This window comes from Nostocoides sp. F2B08 (assembly GCF_009184895.1).
Lineage (GTDB): Bacteria > Actinomycetota > Actinomycetes > Actinomycetales > Dermatophilaceae > F2B08.
This window is the reverse complement of record NZ_WESE01000001.1, coordinates 1-16,068: the sequence shown is the minus strand read 5'-3', so window position 1 is coordinate 16,068 and position 16,068 is coordinate 1. Positions and strand designations below refer to the sequence as shown.

Sequence of the window (16,068 nt, the reverse complement as noted above, 5' to 3'; positions counted from 1 at the left end):
CGCTGACTCATCAGCGCAGCCGGGTGACCTCGAACTGCATCCGTGGGTTCGCGATCGCGTCCTGACTCTGGATTAGCTGCAGCTCGCGCCGACCGGAGTCGAGGGTCGTCTGCAGGAGGTCGAACACGCTGGACACCGTCCGGCCGAGGGCGAGGCCCGCATCGCCGGTGTCGAGCAAGTGGGCCGTGAACAGCGCCGCGGTCACGTCCCCCGACCCGTTCGCCTTCATCGGCAGGTGTGGGGTGCGCACGATCCACGCCCCCTCGCCGTGGACCGCGAGCATCTCGATGGTGTCCTCGGGGCGGTCGGGCTGCAGGACCGAGGTGACCAGGACCGTCGACGGACCCATCTCGCGGGCCTTCTCGACGGCGGCGAGGGTCGACTCGAGGTCGTCGGGCTCGGTGCCCGTGAGGAAGCCGAGCTCGAACTGGTTCGGCGTGATGAGGTCGGCCTGCGGGACGACTCGCTCACGCAGCAGCACCGGGATGTCCGGATGGACGAAGCAGCCCGACGTGGCGTTGCCCATGACGGGGTCGCACGCATAGATCGCCTCCGGGTTGGCGGCCTTGACGCGCGCCACGGCGTCGAGGATCACGTCCCCGATCTGCGTGCCGCCCTGGTACCCGGAGAGCACCGCATCGACCTCCGGCATCGCGCCGCGCTCCTCGACCCCGGTGATCACCTCGCGCACGTCCTCCGCGGCGAGGAGCGGACCGCGCCAGGCACCGTACCCGGTGTGGTTCGAGAAGTGCACCGTGTAGACGGGCCACACCTCCACCCCGAGCCGCTGGAGGGGGAAGACGGCGGCGCTGTTGCCCACGTGTCCGAAGGCCACCGATGACTGGATGGAGAGGATCGTCGTCGTGCTCACGAGAACCCATCCTCTCAGGTGCCCGGACCCCCGCGAAGGCGATGCAGGGTTCGCGACGGTATGCGGACCTCACCGGGGTCGGTCGGCGGCGCCGCCTACCATGAGGCCATGACGACGCCAGCGCAGACCACGGCCTCCTCATCGGTCCACGACCTCGACGGAGCGGCCCAGGTCCGCCGACTCGCCACCGCGGCTCGCGAGGCTGCTCGGACGGTGGCCCTGCTGTCGCGAGCCGAGAAGGACGCGGCACTGCGCGCGATCGCCGACGCCGTCGACGCCGCCGCCGACGACATTGTCGCCGCGAACGAGGAAGACCTCGCCCGGGGCCGTGCGGACGGGATGGCCGAGAGCCTGCTGGACCGGCTGCGTCTCGACCGATCCCGGGTCGCGGCCGTCGCCGACGCCCTGCGCGACGTGGCCGGGCTACCCGATCCGGTCGGCGAAATCGTGCGGGGCTCGACCCTTCCCAACGGTCTGCAGATCCGGCAGGTCCGGGTGCCGATGGGGGTCATCGGCATGATCTACGAGGCGCGGCCCAACGTCACGGTCGACGCCGCAGGGCTCGGCCTCAAGAGCGGGAACGCCGTCATCCTGCGGGGTGGCTCGGCCGCCGCGAGCACCAACCGCGCGCTGGTCGACGTCATCCGGCGCGGGCTGTCCGCCCAGGGTCTGCCGGCTGACGCCGTCGCACTGCTCGAGGGGGGCCACGAGGCGGTGCGCGCCCTGATGACCGCACGGGGTCTGGTCGACCTCCTCATCCCGCGCGGCGGCGCCGACCTGATCCAGACGGTCGTCACCTCGTCGACGGTGCCGGTCATCGAGACCGGCATAGGCAACTGTCACGTCTACGTCGACGCGGCCGCCGACCTCGACAAGGCGCTCGCGATCGTGCTGAACTCCAAGACGCAACGGCCGAGCGTGTGCAACGCTGCCGAGTCGCTCGTCGTCCACAGCGACCTGTCGGCGGTGTTCCTGCCGCGGGTGCTCCAGGCCCTGCATCAGGCCGGGGTAGTGCTCGCCGCCGGCCCCCGCGCGTCGGTGGTGGCCCGTTCCTACGACATCCCGCACCGCGACGCGACCCCGGAGGACTTCGCCGAGGAGTTCCACGGCCTGGAGATGAGCGTCGTCGTCGTGGACACGCTCGACGAGGCGATCGCCCACATCGACCGCTACGGCACGGGCCATACCGAGGCGATCGTCACCGAGGATCGTGCCGCGGCGCGAAGGTTCGTCGCCGAGGTCGACGCAGCCGCGGTCATGGTCAACGCGTCGACGAGGTTCACCGACGGCGGGGAGTTCGGCTTCGGTGCGGAGATCGGCATCTCGACCCAGAAGCTGCATGCCCGTGGGCCGATGGCCCTGCCCGAGCTGACGACGACGAAGTGGATCGTCGAGGGCGACGGCCAGATCCGCACCTGATCCGCCCGCTCTAGTGCGGTCGCGTCCCTCGAGCCACCGGAGCGTGGCTGAGGCCCCCGAGGTATGAGCTCGAGGGCCTCCAGGTCCACTGCGACGGTGGGTGGTCCGTCGTGACGGAACCGATGGCACCGGCCCCTCCCGGTCTCGGGTCACCACCACGACGTCGCTCGTGGCTCGGCACCCCCGCCGATGTGGCAGGGGACATGTCGTCGTCATCGTCCAGGGACGCCGACAGTGATCCCGTTTTCCGCTCGGGCCCGTCTTCGCCGATGGGCCCGAGGACCCTGCGAAGCGTGCCGCATACCTGTGTAGTCGTCCGCGTCGGGGGAACGCAACCCCCTGCCCGGCGGAGCGTGCTGTCCACGTCGCCATCCACACGATGCCAGACTCACGACGTCGGTTGTCCACACTCCTGTGGACAGAAGTCGTGGACAACGCCGGCGTGTCGGTGACAGGTGGGACACCTGTGACGAGCCGCCTCGAGCCGCGCCCGCGGCGCACCGCGCTCGTGGGCAGACGCGAACAGCGGCAGCGACCACCGCATACACCGCCGCTCACCCCACCCCGGGCACGTGGCGCGACCTTGTAGGCTTGTCCGCATGTCGACGACTGTTCTTGCCGCCCTCTCCGGCATCCTGGCCGCGGCCGCCGAGGGTGGGCGCGAGCTGCCGATGCCCACCTGGCTGTACGGCATCATCGCCTTCGCCCTGCTGATGTCCGGCCTCGCGCTGGTCTGGGCGTTCCGCGGCACGGCCCAGAAGTGGGCTCACGAGGGTGACGACAAGGTCACCCCGTTCCACGGGACCCACCCTGGCGCCGGACACTGACCCAGACCGGGGACGGCCCGCTCGTCCACTCCGGCTCGGCGTCATGGGCGGGACGTTCGACCCGATCCACCATGGCCACCTCGTGGCCGCGAGCGAGGTCCAGTCACTTCTCGACCTCGACGAGGTCGTCTTCGTGCCCACCGGTCAGCCGTACCTCAAGGACGACGTCACCCCGGCCGAGCACCGCTATCTGATGACCGTCATCGCGACCGCGTCCAACCCCCGGTTCACGGTCTCCAGGGTCGACATCGACCGCGACGGGCCGACCTACACGATCGACACCCTTCGCGACCTGCACGCCGCTCGCCCCGACGTCGAGCTGTACTTCATCACGGGAGCCGATGCGCTCGCCCAGATCCTGTCCTGGAAGGACGCGGACGAACTCTGGCGGCTCGCGCACTTCGTCGGCGTGACGCGCCCGGGGTACCACCTCTCCGAGGCCGGCCTGCCCGAGGACGGCGTCACTCTGCAGGAGGTTCCCGCCATGTCGATCAGCTCGACGGACTGCCGCACCCGCGTCGCCGCGGGTGAACCCGTCTGGTACCTCGTGCCTGACGGCGTCGTCCAGTACATCAACAAACACCGGCTCTACATCACCGGCGGCTCCGCTCAGGACGCGCCGGTGACGGGAGCCGTCATCACCCGAGGAGAAGTGTGACCGCGACCGAGCGTTCGCTCCAGCTCGCAACGACGGCCGCCAAGGCTGCGGCCGACAAGCTCGCCGAGTCCGTCCAGGGCATCGACGTGTCCGACCAGCTCGCGCTGACCGACGTCTTCGTGATCGTCGTCGCCGGATCCGAGCGACAGATCGGTGCGATCGTCGACGCCGTCGAGGACGACCTGCGCGAGCTCGGCGCGAAGCCCGTGCGCCGGGAGGGTGACCGGGAGGCTCGCTGGGTGCTCATCGACTTCGGCGACATCGTCGTTCATGTGCAACATGAGGAGGAGGCGGCGTTCTACGAGCTCGAGCGTCTCTGGCGGGACTGCCCGCCGATCGACCTCGGGGTGCCGGCACGTCCGGCGGACGCCGCCAACGGCACGACCGGTGCCGAGCGCACCGAGCTCGGATGAGGTCGACCGAGGGTGAGTGAGCCTGCACGGCGGCTGGTCGTCCTGCGCCACGGCGAGTCCCGTGCCAACCGCGAGGGTGTGTGGCAGGGGCAGTACGACTCACCCCTCACCGAGGTCGGCGTGCTCCAGGCCCAGGCGGCCGCCAAGGTCATCGCGCTCGGCTCGCCCGCGCTCGTCGTTGCGTCGGACCTGACCCGGGCGGCGACGACCGGCGACATCGTCGCTTCGGCCGCCGAGGTGACAGTCTCGTACGACGGCCGGCTCCGCGAGATCGACGTCGGCGAGTGGACCGGGATGTCCGGGCTGCTGGTCAAGGAGCGGTATGCGGTGGAGCGGGAGCGGCACCTGCGCGGCGAGGACTTCAAGCGGGGGGTATCGGGGGAGTCGCTGAGCGACGTGCAGGCGCGGGTCCGGCCGTTGCTCGAGGACGTCCTCGGTCGTCTCGAGCCGGGCCGGGTCGGTGTGCTCGCCACGCACGGGATCACCGCCCGCGTGATCGTCGGCACGATGCTCGGCCTGCAGATCTCGCAGATGTGGCACCTGTTCGGCGGGTTCGGCAACTGCCACTGGGCCGAGGTGGCCGAGTCCACGCTTGCGGCGCCGCCGTCGTTCCCCGTGCTCGGTGGCTCGACGTGGCGGCTGCAGGGGTGGAACCTGCGGGCCCCCATGCTCGACCATGCGCAGGGGGACGCGCCGAACGACGAGAGGCGCGCCTGACCGGGAGCGCCCGGATTTGGCGATGGGCCGGTGGATCTGCGAAACTCTCGTGGTCGCGATCGCGACTCCCTACGGGGCTGTAGCGCAGTTGGTAGCGCACCTCCATGGCATGGAGGGGGTCAGGGGTTCGAATCCCCTCAGCTCCACCATTCGACAAGAGCCGGCTGCCGCCGGCTCTTTGTCGTCTGGCGGACCTGAGTGGGCCCGCCCTCAGCTCCACCATTCGACAAGAGCCGGCTGCCGCCGGCTCTTTGTCGTCTGGCAGACCTGAGTGGGCCCGCCCTCAGCTCCGCAAGCGAACGTCGACCTGGACAAGAGTGAGGATCCCTCGCCCAGCCCGAGTTTCTCTCCCCGGGCGAGAAACTCGGGCTCCGGCTGGGATGATCGCCGGGTGCTGATCCTCGCATGGAGCGCCGTCGTCGTCGCAGCGGTCGTCAACTGGTGGGGCGTCGCGACCGGCACCCGAAGCGCGGTGGTCGGTGCGAAGCCCCTGACCCTCGTCGCCCTCATCGGCGTAGCCGGCCTGGCGGGGGCCGGTGAGTCGATCTCGGGACGCTGGCTGCTCGTCGGTCTCGTCCTCTGCCTCGCCGGGGACGTCTTCCTCCTCGGGGACGGCGAGTCGGCATTCCTCGCCGGTCTGTCGGCGTTCCTGCTCGGACACCTCGCCTACGTCGTGTCCTTCGTGGCCCTCGGGCTGGCCGAGCCGGCCTGGGGTCTCATCGGCCTGATGGCGCTCATCGCCGTCCTCCTTGCGACCCGTCGCGTGATCCCCGCCGCGTACCGCGAGGGAGGGGCTGTTCTCGCGGGGGCGGTCGCCGCATACATGGTCGTCATCGGTGCGATGGTCGTGACGGCCTGGATGACGGGGGAGTGGCTCATCGGGCTCGGCGCGATGACCTTCATGGTCAGCGACGCGATCCTGGCCGTGGCGCGCTTCGTCCGGAGCGCGCGGCACGCCGATCTGGCCGTGATGGTGACCTATCACGTGGGCCAGGTCCTCATCGTCATCGGCGTCCTGTCGGCCCTACGGCTCTCCGTGCTGTGATCAGTCGTGGGCTGGGGGTCGTCGGAAGGCGTGGAACGAGCGGTCGCCCTCGAGCAGTGCGGAGTCGAGGGATCGGTCGAACCCGACCCAGTCGACGCTCACGATGTCGTAGAGGTCGAACTCTGCGAGGAGCGACATGAGCGGAGTCAGCCAACCCGCTCGCTCGGCGGCCCACAACCGGTAGTCCCGCACCGACCCGAAGGCTCCGATGTAGGACTCGGCGAACTGATCCTCGGCCGGCCACCGCCCTGCGCCGACGAGGGCCGTGAAGGCGTCGCCGTGCGCCATGATCCGCAGGGCGAGGTGGTGCAGGTCCCACAGCGGGGGGAGCGGCACGCGGCCGTGGGTCCACAGCAGGTCCATCCGCCCCCGCCGTCCGACAGGGTCACGGGCGAAGAGGGCCCGCTCGATGTGCATCGGGGCGAGCCGCCCGAATCCGGTCGCTGCCAGGCACCGCCACGTGCCGGCTGCGGCCAGGGAGCCGCTCATGATCCCGCGCAGGTCCTCGACGACCGCCATCTCCGGACGGCCCAGGTCGACCCATCCCCCGGCGAGCGGGCCGAGCGCAGCGTAGACGTGGGGAGTGTCCCGCTCCGGAACCCCGTCGACGAACTGGAGCAGTGCGCTGACGAACGGCACGACGTCGAGCTCGGCGACGACCGACTCCAGGCTCATCCGCATGCTCGAGGCGGAGACCATGCCCGTCAGGCCGAACCACCTCAGCGCGTCGATCTCCTTCGTGGCCGAGGTGAGCCCGAGGGCGATGATGCGGCACGTCGTCGGGTCGAGGGGCGTGTCCGTGACCAACGCGAGCTCGACCGCCCGCGCGAGCGACTCCTGTGTCCAGTGCCGGCCCGCCCGATCGTCATCGGGCAAGAGCTCGACGCACCGCTCGACGACGGGGACGGTGAGCGGACGGTCGAGGACGGGGTCGTACTCCATGACCTCACCGTAGGGGCCGGCACCGACAGTCCTTCGGGCGATGGTGCGCCAGGCCCGTCCGGACACCCGTGTCGAGGCCCCCGACCCTGCGCTAACCTAGGACCCCTATGGCTCCCTCGCTGCTCCTTCGACAGCCGCGCTGACCTTCGGCCCCTGCACCTGCAGGCCCAGCCAGTCACCCGCGGCAGACCCCTCACGCTCTGAGGGGTTTTTTCATGAGAGCGGCGAGCCCATCGACGACGAGGACGAGATGAACGACACCCCGCACCGCTACACCGCCGAGCTGGCCGGCCGCATCGAGACGACCTGGCAGGACCGGTGGGAGGAGCAGCAGCTCTTCCGCGCTCCGAATCCGGCCGGCCCGTGGGCGGACCCGGAGACGGTCGCCCGGTTCGACGGCGCGATGTTCGTGCTCGACATGTTCCCCTATCCCAGCGGCAAGGGTCTGCACATCGGCCACCCGCTCGGCTACATCGCCACGGATGTCACCGCCCGGTTCAACCGGATGCTGGGCAAGAACGTCCTGTACTCCCTGGGCTACGACGCCTTCGGCCTGCCCGCGGAGCAGTATGCGGTTCAGACCGGTCAGCACCCCCGCAAGACGACCGAGGACAACATCGTCGTCATGGCGCGCCAACTCAAGCGGCTCGGCATGTCCTACGACGACCGGCGCGCGATCCGCACCATCGACCCCGACTACTACCGGTGGACGCAGTGGATCTTCCTGCAGATCTACAACTCCTGGTACGACGAGAACGCCCCTCGCGAGGACGGCGGACGCGGCCGGGCCCGGCCGATCGCCGAGCTGGTCGCGCAGTTCGAGTCGGGTGAGCGCGCGACGCCGGACGGACGGGCGTGGGAAGACCTGACCGAGCCCGAGCGCGCCCACGTCCTGGACGAGCACCGGCTGGCCTACACGAGCCAGGCACCGGTCAACTGGGCACCGGGCCTGGGCACCGTGCTGTCCAACGAGGAGGTGACCAACGAGGGTCGCTCCGAGCGGGGCAACTTCCCGGTGTTCAAGAAGAACCTGCGCCAGTGGATGATGCGGATCACCGCATACGCGGACCGGCTGGCCGACGACCTGGACCGGGTCGACTGGCCCGAGAAGGTTCGGATCATGCAGCGCAACTGGATCGGGCGCAGCCACGGCGCCTCGGTGCGTTTCGCGGTCGATGGCTCCGAGACGGTCCTGGAGGTCTTCACGACCCGTCCCGACACGCTGTTCGGGACGACCTTCATGGTCGTCTCCCCGGAGCACCCCGTCGTCGACCGGCTCGTCGCGGATGTCTGGCCGGAAGGGACGAAACCCTCCTGGACGGGTGGGGCGAACACGCCTGCGGAAGCGGTCGACGCATACCGGCTGGCGGCCTCGCGCAAGACGGATATCGAGCGCCAGACCGAGGGCAAGGACAAGACCGGTGTCTTCACCGGCTCGTTCGCGGTCAACGTCGCCACCGGTGAGCGGGTGCCGGTGTTCGTCGCCGACTACGTCCTGATGGGCTACGGCACCGGTCAGGTCATGGGCGTGCCAGGTCAGGACCAGCGGGACTGGGACTTCGCGACGGCGTTCGACCTGTCGATCGTGCGGACCGTGCAGCCGCCGCCCGACCACGACCTGGACACGGCGTTCACGGGCGAGGGTCCGGCGATCAACTCGACGAACGACGGGGTCTCGCTCGACGGGCTGGGGGTCGCCGAGGCCAAGGCGCGCATGACGCAGTGGCTGACGGAGATCGGTGCCGGGGAGGAGACCGTGACCTACAAGCTGCGCGACTGGCTGTTCAGTCGGCAGCGATACTGGGGTGAGCCGTTCCCCGTCGTCTTCGACGAGGACGGGGTGGCCCACGGCCTGCCCGACTCGATGTTGCCGCTCGAGCTGCCCGACGTCCCGGACTACAGCCCCAAGACCTTCGATCCCGAGGACAACAGCAGTGAGCCGGAGGCTCCACTGGCCCGTGCGACCGACTGGGTCGAGGTCGACCTCGACCTGGGCGACGGCAAGGGTATGCGCCGGTTCCGTCGCGAGACCAACACCATGCCGAACTGGGCCGGGTCGTGCTGGTACTACCTGCGCTATCTCGACCCGGAGAACCCCGATGCGGTGGTGGACCCGGCCAACGAGGAGTACTGGATCGGGCCTAGACCCGCGCCGATCGCCGGTGCGCCGGAGGGCGCGGTGGACCCGGGAGGTGTCGACCTCTACATCGGTGGCGTCGAGCACGCCGTGCTGCACCTGCTCTACGCCCGCTTCTGGCACAAGGTGCTGCACGACCTCGGCTACCTGAGCTCGTCCGAGCCGTTCCGCAAGTACTTCTCTCAGGGGTACATCCAGGCGCCGGCCTACCAGGACTCGCGTGGGCAGTACGTCGAGGCGAGCGAGGTCATCGAGACCGCGGGGGCCGACGGGCAGCCGGAGTTCACGTGGAACGGCGAGCCTGTGACGCGCGAGTTCGGCAAGGTCGGCAAGTCGCTGAAGAACATGATCAGCCCGGACGACATGTACGCGGCGTACGGAGCGGACACCTTGCGACTGTATGAGCTGGGGATGGGGCCCTTGGAGGCGAGCAAGCCGTGGGAGACCCGGGCCGTCATCGGCTCCCAGAGGTTCCTCCAGCGGTTGTGGCGTAACGTCGTCGACGAGGAGAGCGGTGAGCTCGTCGTCGGCGAGGACGACCCCTCGGCCGAGGTGCTGCGGGTGCTGCACCGGACGATCGACGCGGTCCGAGCCGACTACGTGTCGCTGTCGTTCAACACGGCGATCGCCCGGCTGACCGAGCTGAACAATGCGCTGACGAAGGTCTCCGGTGGCGCACCTCGGGCGGCGGTCGAGCCGCTGATCCTCATGACCGCACCACTGGCACCGCACATCTGTGAGGAGCTGTGGGCGCGGCTCGGGCATGTGGAGTCGCTCGCCTATGAGGCCTTCCCGGTGGCCGACCCGGCGTATCTCGTCGAGGACACCGTGACCTGCGTGGTCCAGGTGCGTGGCAAGGTACGGGCCAGGCTCGAGGTGCCGTCGGACATCGCCGAGGACGCCCTGCGGGAGCGGGCACTCGCGATCCCGAAGATCGCCGACCAGGTCGCGGGGGGCGTGCGCACGGTGATCGTCCGCGCCCCCAAGCTGGTCAACGTCGTCCCAGCCTGAGAGCGGACAGACCTTTCGCGACCCAGGTTGGTCCCGCCGACGAAGCGCAGCAATATCCAGGTTCGTCCCGATGGCCGATGTGGACGACTGGGGACGAGAGCCACGGTCGGGAGTGTCGTCCCCAACGGGCTTCGGTCCGGTGTCGGTGGCCGAGCCGCCCACCTAGCGTCGCGGTGTGTCCTCCCGCTCCGCGACCCCGCCACGGAACGGCCCGGCTGGCTCGTCCGGCGCGCGTGCCGTCCTGGGTGCCAGCTCCCGCCGCGACGACGACGCCCCGGAGGACCCGGTCGAGTGGCTGCGGCGGGCCCACGAGCCGGCCGGTCGACACCGGGCCGAGAGGCACCGACCGCAGGTTGTGACCGTCCCCAGCCGCCTCGACCGGGGGCGGTTGGCCGTCACGCGGTCCGCGGTGGTCAGTGTTCTCGCCGTCGTCCTCGTCGTGGTCCTCGTGAGCGGGGTTCGGGTGGCGTGGGCGGTCCGGGACAGCCGACCGGAGGTCATCACGGAACCGCCCGCCCCCTCGGCTCTGGAGGCGGCGAAACCCATCGCGACCGAGACGGCCGCCCCGGCCGTCGTCCACGTCGCGGGGCAGGTGGTCCGCCCGGGCATCGTGCGGCTGGCGCCTGGCAGTCGGGTCATCGATGCAGTCGAGGCAGCCGGGGGGCCGCTCACAGAAGCCGACCTCGCCGCCGTCAACCTCGCCCGGCCCGTCGTCGACGGTGAGCAGGTCTACGTCCCCAAGCCGGGCGAGGCTGTCCCGGCGGTCCCGGGTGCCTCCACCGGCACCGGCCCCGCGGCGGAGGGGGCGCCGATCGACCTCAATGCGGCGGATGCGACGGCGCTGGACGGTCTGCCGGGTGTGGGCCCCGTTCTCGCCGAACGCATCATCGCCTGGCGCACCGAGCACGGCCGCTTCACGAGCGTCGACGAGCTCGGCGAGGTCAGCGGGATCGGGGAGAAGCTGCTCGGTCAGATCCGCGACCGGGTCACGGTCCCGCCGTGAACCGAGGTGCCGTCACTGCGACCGCCGCAGCCCGGCTCGAGCCGACTGCGGTGAGCGACCTGCGGGCACTCGTCCCGGCGATCGTCGCCTGGGGCACCGGCGTCTGGGCGCTGGGCTGGAGCCCTTGGACCGGACTCTGCGTGGGTCTGCTACTCGTCACCGGTGCACTCGTCGTCGTCCGCCGCGCCGCAGCCGCCGCCCTGACGTGTCTCGTGACCGGGCTCGTGGTCCTCACCGGAGCGCTCCACACCTGGCGTGAGGACTCCGGGCCGGTGGAGGAGCTGGCTCGGTCGGGATCCGTCGCGCACCTGACGGCGACCGTGCTCGCCGAGCCAATCGTCGTCGGTCGCGATGGTGAGCAGCGCCGCGTTCTCGTCCGGGTACGGCTGGAGTCGGTCGACGCCCGGGGGTACCACACGGCGGTCGCGACCCCGGTCCTGGTGAGAGGAGACGAGCGATGGAGCGACCTTCAGTGGCGGGAAACCGTGGCCTTCACCGCCCGCCTGCGGGCCGCCCAGCCCGGGTCCGCCGAGCGTGCGGTCCTCGCGCCGCTGGGTCCGCCCGCGGTGGAGACGCGCCGCGGTCCGCTCCTTGCCGTGTCGGACCACATCCGGGCCAGCCTCAGGACCGCCGTGGCTGCCCTGCCGGTCGACGCCCGTGCCCTCGTCCCGGCCCTCGTGGTCGGGGACACCTCGCTGACGCCGGACGAGCTCACCGAGGCGATGCGCGCCACGGGAATGTCGCACCTCTCCGCCGTGAGCGGCAGCAACTTGGCCATCCTCCTCACCGCGGTCATGGCGGTCGTCGTACATACCCGGCTCAGCCGGCGAACCCGCGTCGTCATCGGTCTCGTCGTCATCGCCGCATTCATCGTCATCGCCCGACCTGAGCCCAGTGTCCTGCGCGCCGCCGCCATGGGAGCCGTCGGCGTCCTCGCCTTCTCCCGTGCCCGGGCGTCGGCCGGCCTTCCGGCTCTTGCGGCCACCGTGGTGGTGCTGCTCGTCATCGATCCCTGGCTGGCGCGGTCCTACGGATTCGTTCTGTCGACTCTGGCGACCCTGGGTCTGATCCTGTTCGCCCGGCCGTGGGGGAGGGCCATCCACCGACGTCTCCCGGGTAGGGAGCGGCTGCCGCTCGTCGTCGGGGATGCGCTCGCGATCCCCGTGGCGGCCCACGTGATGACCGCGCCTGTCGTCGTGCTGCTGCAGGGCTCGGTCTCGATCATCGGAATCCTCGCGAACCTCCTCGCCGCCCCGCTGGTCGCTCCCGCCACGCTCGGAGGGGCGGCGACCGCGCTCGTCGCCTCGATCTGGCCCTCCGCCGGTGCGATCCTCGCCTGGTCGGCGGCGCTGCCGGCCTGGCTGATCGCGCGGATCGCGCGCTGGGCGGTGACCGTCCCCGGTGGGACCCTTCCGTGGCCGGACGGGGCGTTTGGGGCCCTCCTGCTCGCGGCCCTGTCCGTGCTCCTCATCGCCTGCGGCCCGTGGCTGCTCTGGCTGGCCAGGGCTCGCCCGACGCCGGTCGCGACGACCGCGGCCCTGGCCGCCGCCCTGTCCTGGCCCGCAAACACCGTCACGTGGCCACCGCCCGACTGGCGCGTGGTCGTCTGTGACGTGGGACAGGGCGACGGCATCGTCATCGCGAGTGGTCCCGGCCGGGCCGTGGTCGTCGACACGGGACCCGAGGCGGGTGCCGTCAGTCCGTGTCTGAGCCGCCTCGACGTGACCCGCGTCGATGCGGTCGTTCTCACCCACTTCGACGCCGACCACATCTCAGGTCTCGAGCATCTACTGGACCAGTGGCACGTCACGGAAATCCTCGTCTCCCCGGTGGCCGAGCCGCCCGAGGGAGCAGCCGAGGTGAGCCGGCTCGCCGATGACCACCGCATACCGCTCGCGGTCCTTCGGGCAGGGGACCGGCTCGTCTGGGAGGAGGCGACCGCGACCGTGTGGTGGCCGTCCCGGCCGATCCACTCCGGCTCGATGTCCAACAACGCCAGCGTCGTTCTCGCCGTCGAGAGCGGCCCGGCTCCCGCGCCGGGCGAGGCCGACCAGCGGGTGCAGGCCATCCTGCTCGGCGACATCGAGCGCGAGGCCGGACGCGCCATTCTCACCCGGTTGCGGAGGGAGCCGGCCTGGCAGGACTTCGCGGCGCGGCTCGACCTCGTCAAGACGCCGCACCACGGCAGCCCGAACGTCGACGAGATGCTTGTCCGGGCCCTCCCGGCCCCGCTCGCGGCGGTCAGTGTCGGTGCGGACAACGACTACGGCCACCCGTCCCCGACCCACCTGGCGCTCTACCGCTCGGTCGGGAGCCTTGTCGTCCGCACCGACGAGGTCGCCGACATCGCTCTGCTCGGACCTGGGGAGCAGGGGGAGGTGCGATGGTATGCCAGAAAGAAGGGGTAATCCGGGCCAGACAGGTGTGCGGCGAACTGTCAAGGATTCTCAGAGAGAAAGGGTCGAACTAATGACCCTGAGGTCGTTCTGGCACTGCTACGTTCAGCGCGGGTCACATCACTCACAGGCGCGTGGTGGGCCAGCCACTCCCATCGGGCAGCGCTGGTCGGGCTCCCGACCCATGGCAGAGAGACACACTCATGAAACGACAACTGGCGGCTGCGGCTGCCTTGGCAGGAATGATCGCCATCGGGTCGATCTCCCCCGCCCTCGCGCATCACCCTGAGGTCACCGACGAGGGCGGTAACAGCACGTTGCCGAACAAGTACGAGGGTCTCGAGGTCAAGTACGACCGCGACTGGGTGCTTTCCTCATCGTCGACGGGCAAGGGCAAGGGCTCGGAGAAGGGCAACGCACCTGGAACCTCCGCGCCCTGCATCGACGGCATGGCCGCGGACTTCTTCCCGTGCGACGGGATCGACCTGCTGTCCCACGTGTCGCACAACGAGCTCGGCACGAGCTTCGTCAACGACATCTGGGGGTGGACCGACCCGTCGAACCGCAAGGACTACGCCCTCGTCGGGGCTACCAACGGCACTGTCTTCGTCGACATCAGCGACGCCAAGCGACCGCAGGTTCTGGGCATCCTGCCGACGGCTTCTACAGCGGGTGGATCGACGTGGCGAGACATCAAGGTGTACAAGAACCACGCCTACGTCGTCTCGGAGCACACCAACCACGGCATCCAGGTCTTTGACCTCACCCGGCTGCGCGACTGGGACGGGACGTACACGACCTATGACGTCGACGCCCGCTACACCGGTCACGGCTCTGCGCACAACCTGAACATCAACGAGGAGACCGGCTTCCTCTACTCCGTCGGTGCCGGACCGTTCTCCTCCGGAGGGCTGCCCAACACAGTGACGGTCGACGCCCCATCGGCCGCGGCCGGCACCTACGGTGCCACGAGTGCCGTCTTCGGTCCGCCGCCCCCGGTCCAGGGTCTGTCCGGGACCTTCGCGCTCGTCGACGACGGTTCAGCGACACCGAGCCTCGGATGTGCTCCCTTCGTCGACTTCCCCGCCGGCGCCATCGCCATCGTCGACCGCGGCACTTGTGGCTTCACCGTCAAGGTCGCGAACGCCCAGGCCGCCGGCGCGGCGGCCGTGGTCGTGGCGAACACCGCCGGCGCGCCGATCACCATGGGTGGCGCCGACCCGAGCATCACGATCCCGTCGGTCATGGTCAGCCAGGCGGACGGCGCGGTGATCAAGGCAGGTCTCCCGGCGACGGGCACCGTCGCGGCCAACGACCCGCCTCCGCTCTGTGGAACCGGTCTGCACATGGTCGACATCAACGACCCGACCAACCCGACCTTCGCGGGCTGCTTCGACGGCCACGGTTACATCCACGACACGCAGTGCATCGTCTACGACGGGCCGGACGCCGACTACACCGGTCGGGAGATCTGCTTCAACTCCAACGCCACGACCAGCGGTGCCGGAGGTCTGCACCGCGTCGCCATCGTCGACGTGACCGACAAGTCCAACCCGGTCTCGATCGCCCGTGAGGGATACGCGAACGACGGCTACAGCCACCAGGGTTGGCTGACCCCGGATCGCCGCTTCTTCCTGCACGGCGACGAGCTCGACGAGCAGCGCCGCGGCATCAACACCACCACGCGGGTGTGGGACGTCAGCGACCTCGACAACATCGTCGAGATCCAGGCGTTCGCGAACGACACGACGTCGATCGACCACAACATCTACACCCAGGGTCGGTACGCCTACGCGTCGAACTACACCTCCGGTCTGCGGGTCTACGACACCCGTGACCTGGCCGGCGGCGGCCTGAGCGAGGCGGCGTTCTTCGACCTCTACCCGGAGAACGACAACACCACGTTCGAGGGCGGCACGTGGAGCAACTACGCCTACTTCGGCCAGAAGGGCGTCGTTGCCGCGAGCAGCATCGACCGGGGTCTGTTCATCCTCCAGCCGAGGCTGAGCCGCCAGGGCAACTGAGCCGGTAACCCATACGGGTAACGGTCACAGCGACGGGGCCGGGGAGGCGATCGCCTCCCCGGCCTCCGCCGTCGTCCGCGCCGGATGACGGCTAGCCTGGCGGCATGGTCACCACTGCGGAGACCGTCCTCGAGGAGAACGCATCGCTGCTGGCCTCGGGTGATGCGGCGGGTCTCGCCGCGCGATACGCACCCGATGCCCGACTCGTCCACGCCGGGGGCACTGCCCGTGGCCGGATTGAGATCGAGTCCCTCTTCGCGGAACAGATCCGAACCCGCCCCCGCGTCGAGTCCCTCGAGACGCTGGGCCGCAGTGAGGACACGGTCGCCTACCGGGCACGGATGCGGCTCGACGACACCGTCGTCGACGTGGTCGGCACGATCGTGTTGCGCGAGGGGCTGATCTGGCGGCAGACCACGGTGGTCGTGGGCGAGTCCTCACGGGGGGACGAGGCCCACGTGAGTGCCATCGACGGCGCTGGCTGATATGTAGGGACTTCCTGTCAAGTGGCGGGGTGAGGCGCCCGTCCCCGGGATGTGGGGGCGGGCGCCTCGGTGCTTCGTGTGCCGGTGGTGGTGGAGCGTGTCGTTGTCGACGCGCGGTCG

At 70.1% G+C, this 16,068-nt stretch carries 13 protein-coding genes and 1 tRNA gene; 12 read left to right on the top strand and 2 right to left on the bottom strand.

What is annotated here, in order from left to right:
* Positions 1 to 10: 10 nt before the first annotated feature.
* The gene (gene pdxY / locus GA707_RS00070) at positions 11 to 871 is read right to left on the bottom strand and encodes a pyridoxal kinase PdxY (protein WP_193315095.1); all 861 of its coding nucleotides are present in this window, start codon (positions 869 to 871) and stop codon (positions 11 to 13) included.
* A gap of 108 nt (positions 872 to 979) precedes the next feature.
* Between pdxY and GA707_RS00065 the strand changes: the two genes are divergently transcribed.
* From GA707_RS00065 to GA707_RS00035, 7 genes are all read left to right on the top strand, one after another.
* The gene (locus tag GA707_RS00065; RefSeq protein WP_152176400.1) at positions 980 to 2,290 is read left to right on the top strand and encodes a glutamate-5-semialdehyde dehydrogenase; all 1,311 of its coding nucleotides are present in this window, start codon (positions 980 to 982) and stop codon (positions 2,288 to 2,290) included.
* Positions 2,291 to 2,889: 599 nt separating this feature from the next.
* Positions 2,890 to 3,117, top strand: coding sequence for a hypothetical protein (locus GA707_RS00060; RefSeq protein WP_152176399.1), 228 nt, complete (start codon positions 2,890 to 2,892; stop codon positions 3,115 to 3,117).
* Positions 3,101 to 3,775 carry a nicotinate-nucleotide adenylyltransferase gene (nadD, locus tag GA707_RS00055; RefSeq protein ID WP_226963493.1) on the top strand — a complete coding sequence of 225 codons (675 nt, stop codon included), beginning with the start codon at positions 3,101 to 3,103 and terminating at the stop codon, positions 3,773 to 3,775. The genes GA707_RS00060 and nadD overlap by 17 nt, the downstream gene beginning before the upstream one ends.
* On the top strand, positions 3,772 to 4,188 hold the full coding sequence (gene rsfS, locus GA707_RS00050; RefSeq protein ID WP_152176397.1) for a ribosome silencing factor: 417 nt from the start codon (positions 3,772 to 3,774) through the stop codon (positions 4,186 to 4,188). Before nadD ends, rsfS begins: the two co-directional genes overlap by 4 nt.
* A gap of 12 nt (positions 4,189 to 4,200) precedes the next feature.
* On the top strand, positions 4,201 to 4,905 hold the full coding sequence (locus tag GA707_RS00045; RefSeq protein ID WP_152176396.1) for a histidine phosphatase family protein: 705 nt from the start codon (positions 4,201 to 4,203) through the stop codon (positions 4,903 to 4,905).
* Positions 4,906 to 4,978: 73 nt separating this feature from the next.
* A tRNA-Ala gene (locus tag GA707_RS00040) sits at positions 4,979 to 5,054 on the top strand.
* Positions 5,055 to 5,296: 242 nt separating this feature from the next.
* Positions 5,297 to 5,950, top strand: a complete 654-nt coding sequence (locus GA707_RS00035) for a lysoplasmalogenase (RefSeq protein WP_193315094.1) — start codon at positions 5,297 to 5,299, stop codon at positions 5,948 to 5,950.
* On the opposite strand, the gene GA707_RS00030 is transcribed toward GA707_RS00035, so the two are convergent.
* Positions 5,951 to 6,892 carry a hypothetical protein gene (locus tag GA707_RS00030; protein ID WP_152176394.1) on the bottom strand — a complete coding sequence of 314 codons (942 nt, stop codon included), beginning with the start codon at positions 6,890 to 6,892 and terminating at the stop codon, positions 5,951 to 5,953. It abuts the gene before it with no gap.
* Between the two features lie 250 nt (positions 6,893 to 7,142).
* Between GA707_RS00030 and leuS the strand changes: the two genes are divergently transcribed.
* The 5 genes from leuS (at position 7,143) to GA707_RS00005 (ending at position 15,948) form a co-directional block, all read left to right on the top strand.
* A complete protein-coding gene (leuS, locus tag GA707_RS00025) occupies positions 7,143 to 10,040 on the top strand; it encodes a leucine--tRNA ligase (RefSeq protein ID WP_152176393.1) in 2,898 nt (965 codons plus the stop codon).
* A gap of 175 nt (positions 10,041 to 10,215) precedes the next feature.
* A complete protein-coding gene (locus tag GA707_RS00020; protein ID WP_226963418.1) occupies positions 10,216 to 11,043 on the top strand; it encodes a helix-hairpin-helix domain-containing protein in 828 nt (275 codons plus the stop codon).
* The gene (locus GA707_RS00015; protein ID WP_152176392.1) at positions 11,040 to 13,451 is read left to right on the top strand and encodes a ComEC/Rec2 family competence protein; all 2,412 of its coding nucleotides are present in this window, start codon (positions 11,040 to 11,042) and stop codon (positions 13,449 to 13,451) included. Before GA707_RS00020 ends, GA707_RS00015 begins: the two co-directional genes overlap by 4 nt.
* A 191-nt stretch (positions 13,452 to 13,642) precedes the next feature.
* Positions 13,643 to 15,463, top strand: coding sequence for a choice-of-anchor B family protein (locus GA707_RS00010; RefSeq protein ID WP_152176391.1), 1,821 nt, complete (start codon positions 13,643 to 13,645; stop codon positions 15,461 to 15,463).
* A gap of 104 nt (positions 15,464 to 15,567) precedes the next feature.
* Positions 15,568 to 15,948, top strand: a complete 381-nt coding sequence (locus tag GA707_RS00005; RefSeq protein ID WP_152176390.1) for a nuclear transport factor 2 family protein — start codon at positions 15,568 to 15,570, stop codon at positions 15,946 to 15,948.
* Positions 15,949 to 16,068: the final 120 nt, after the last annotated feature.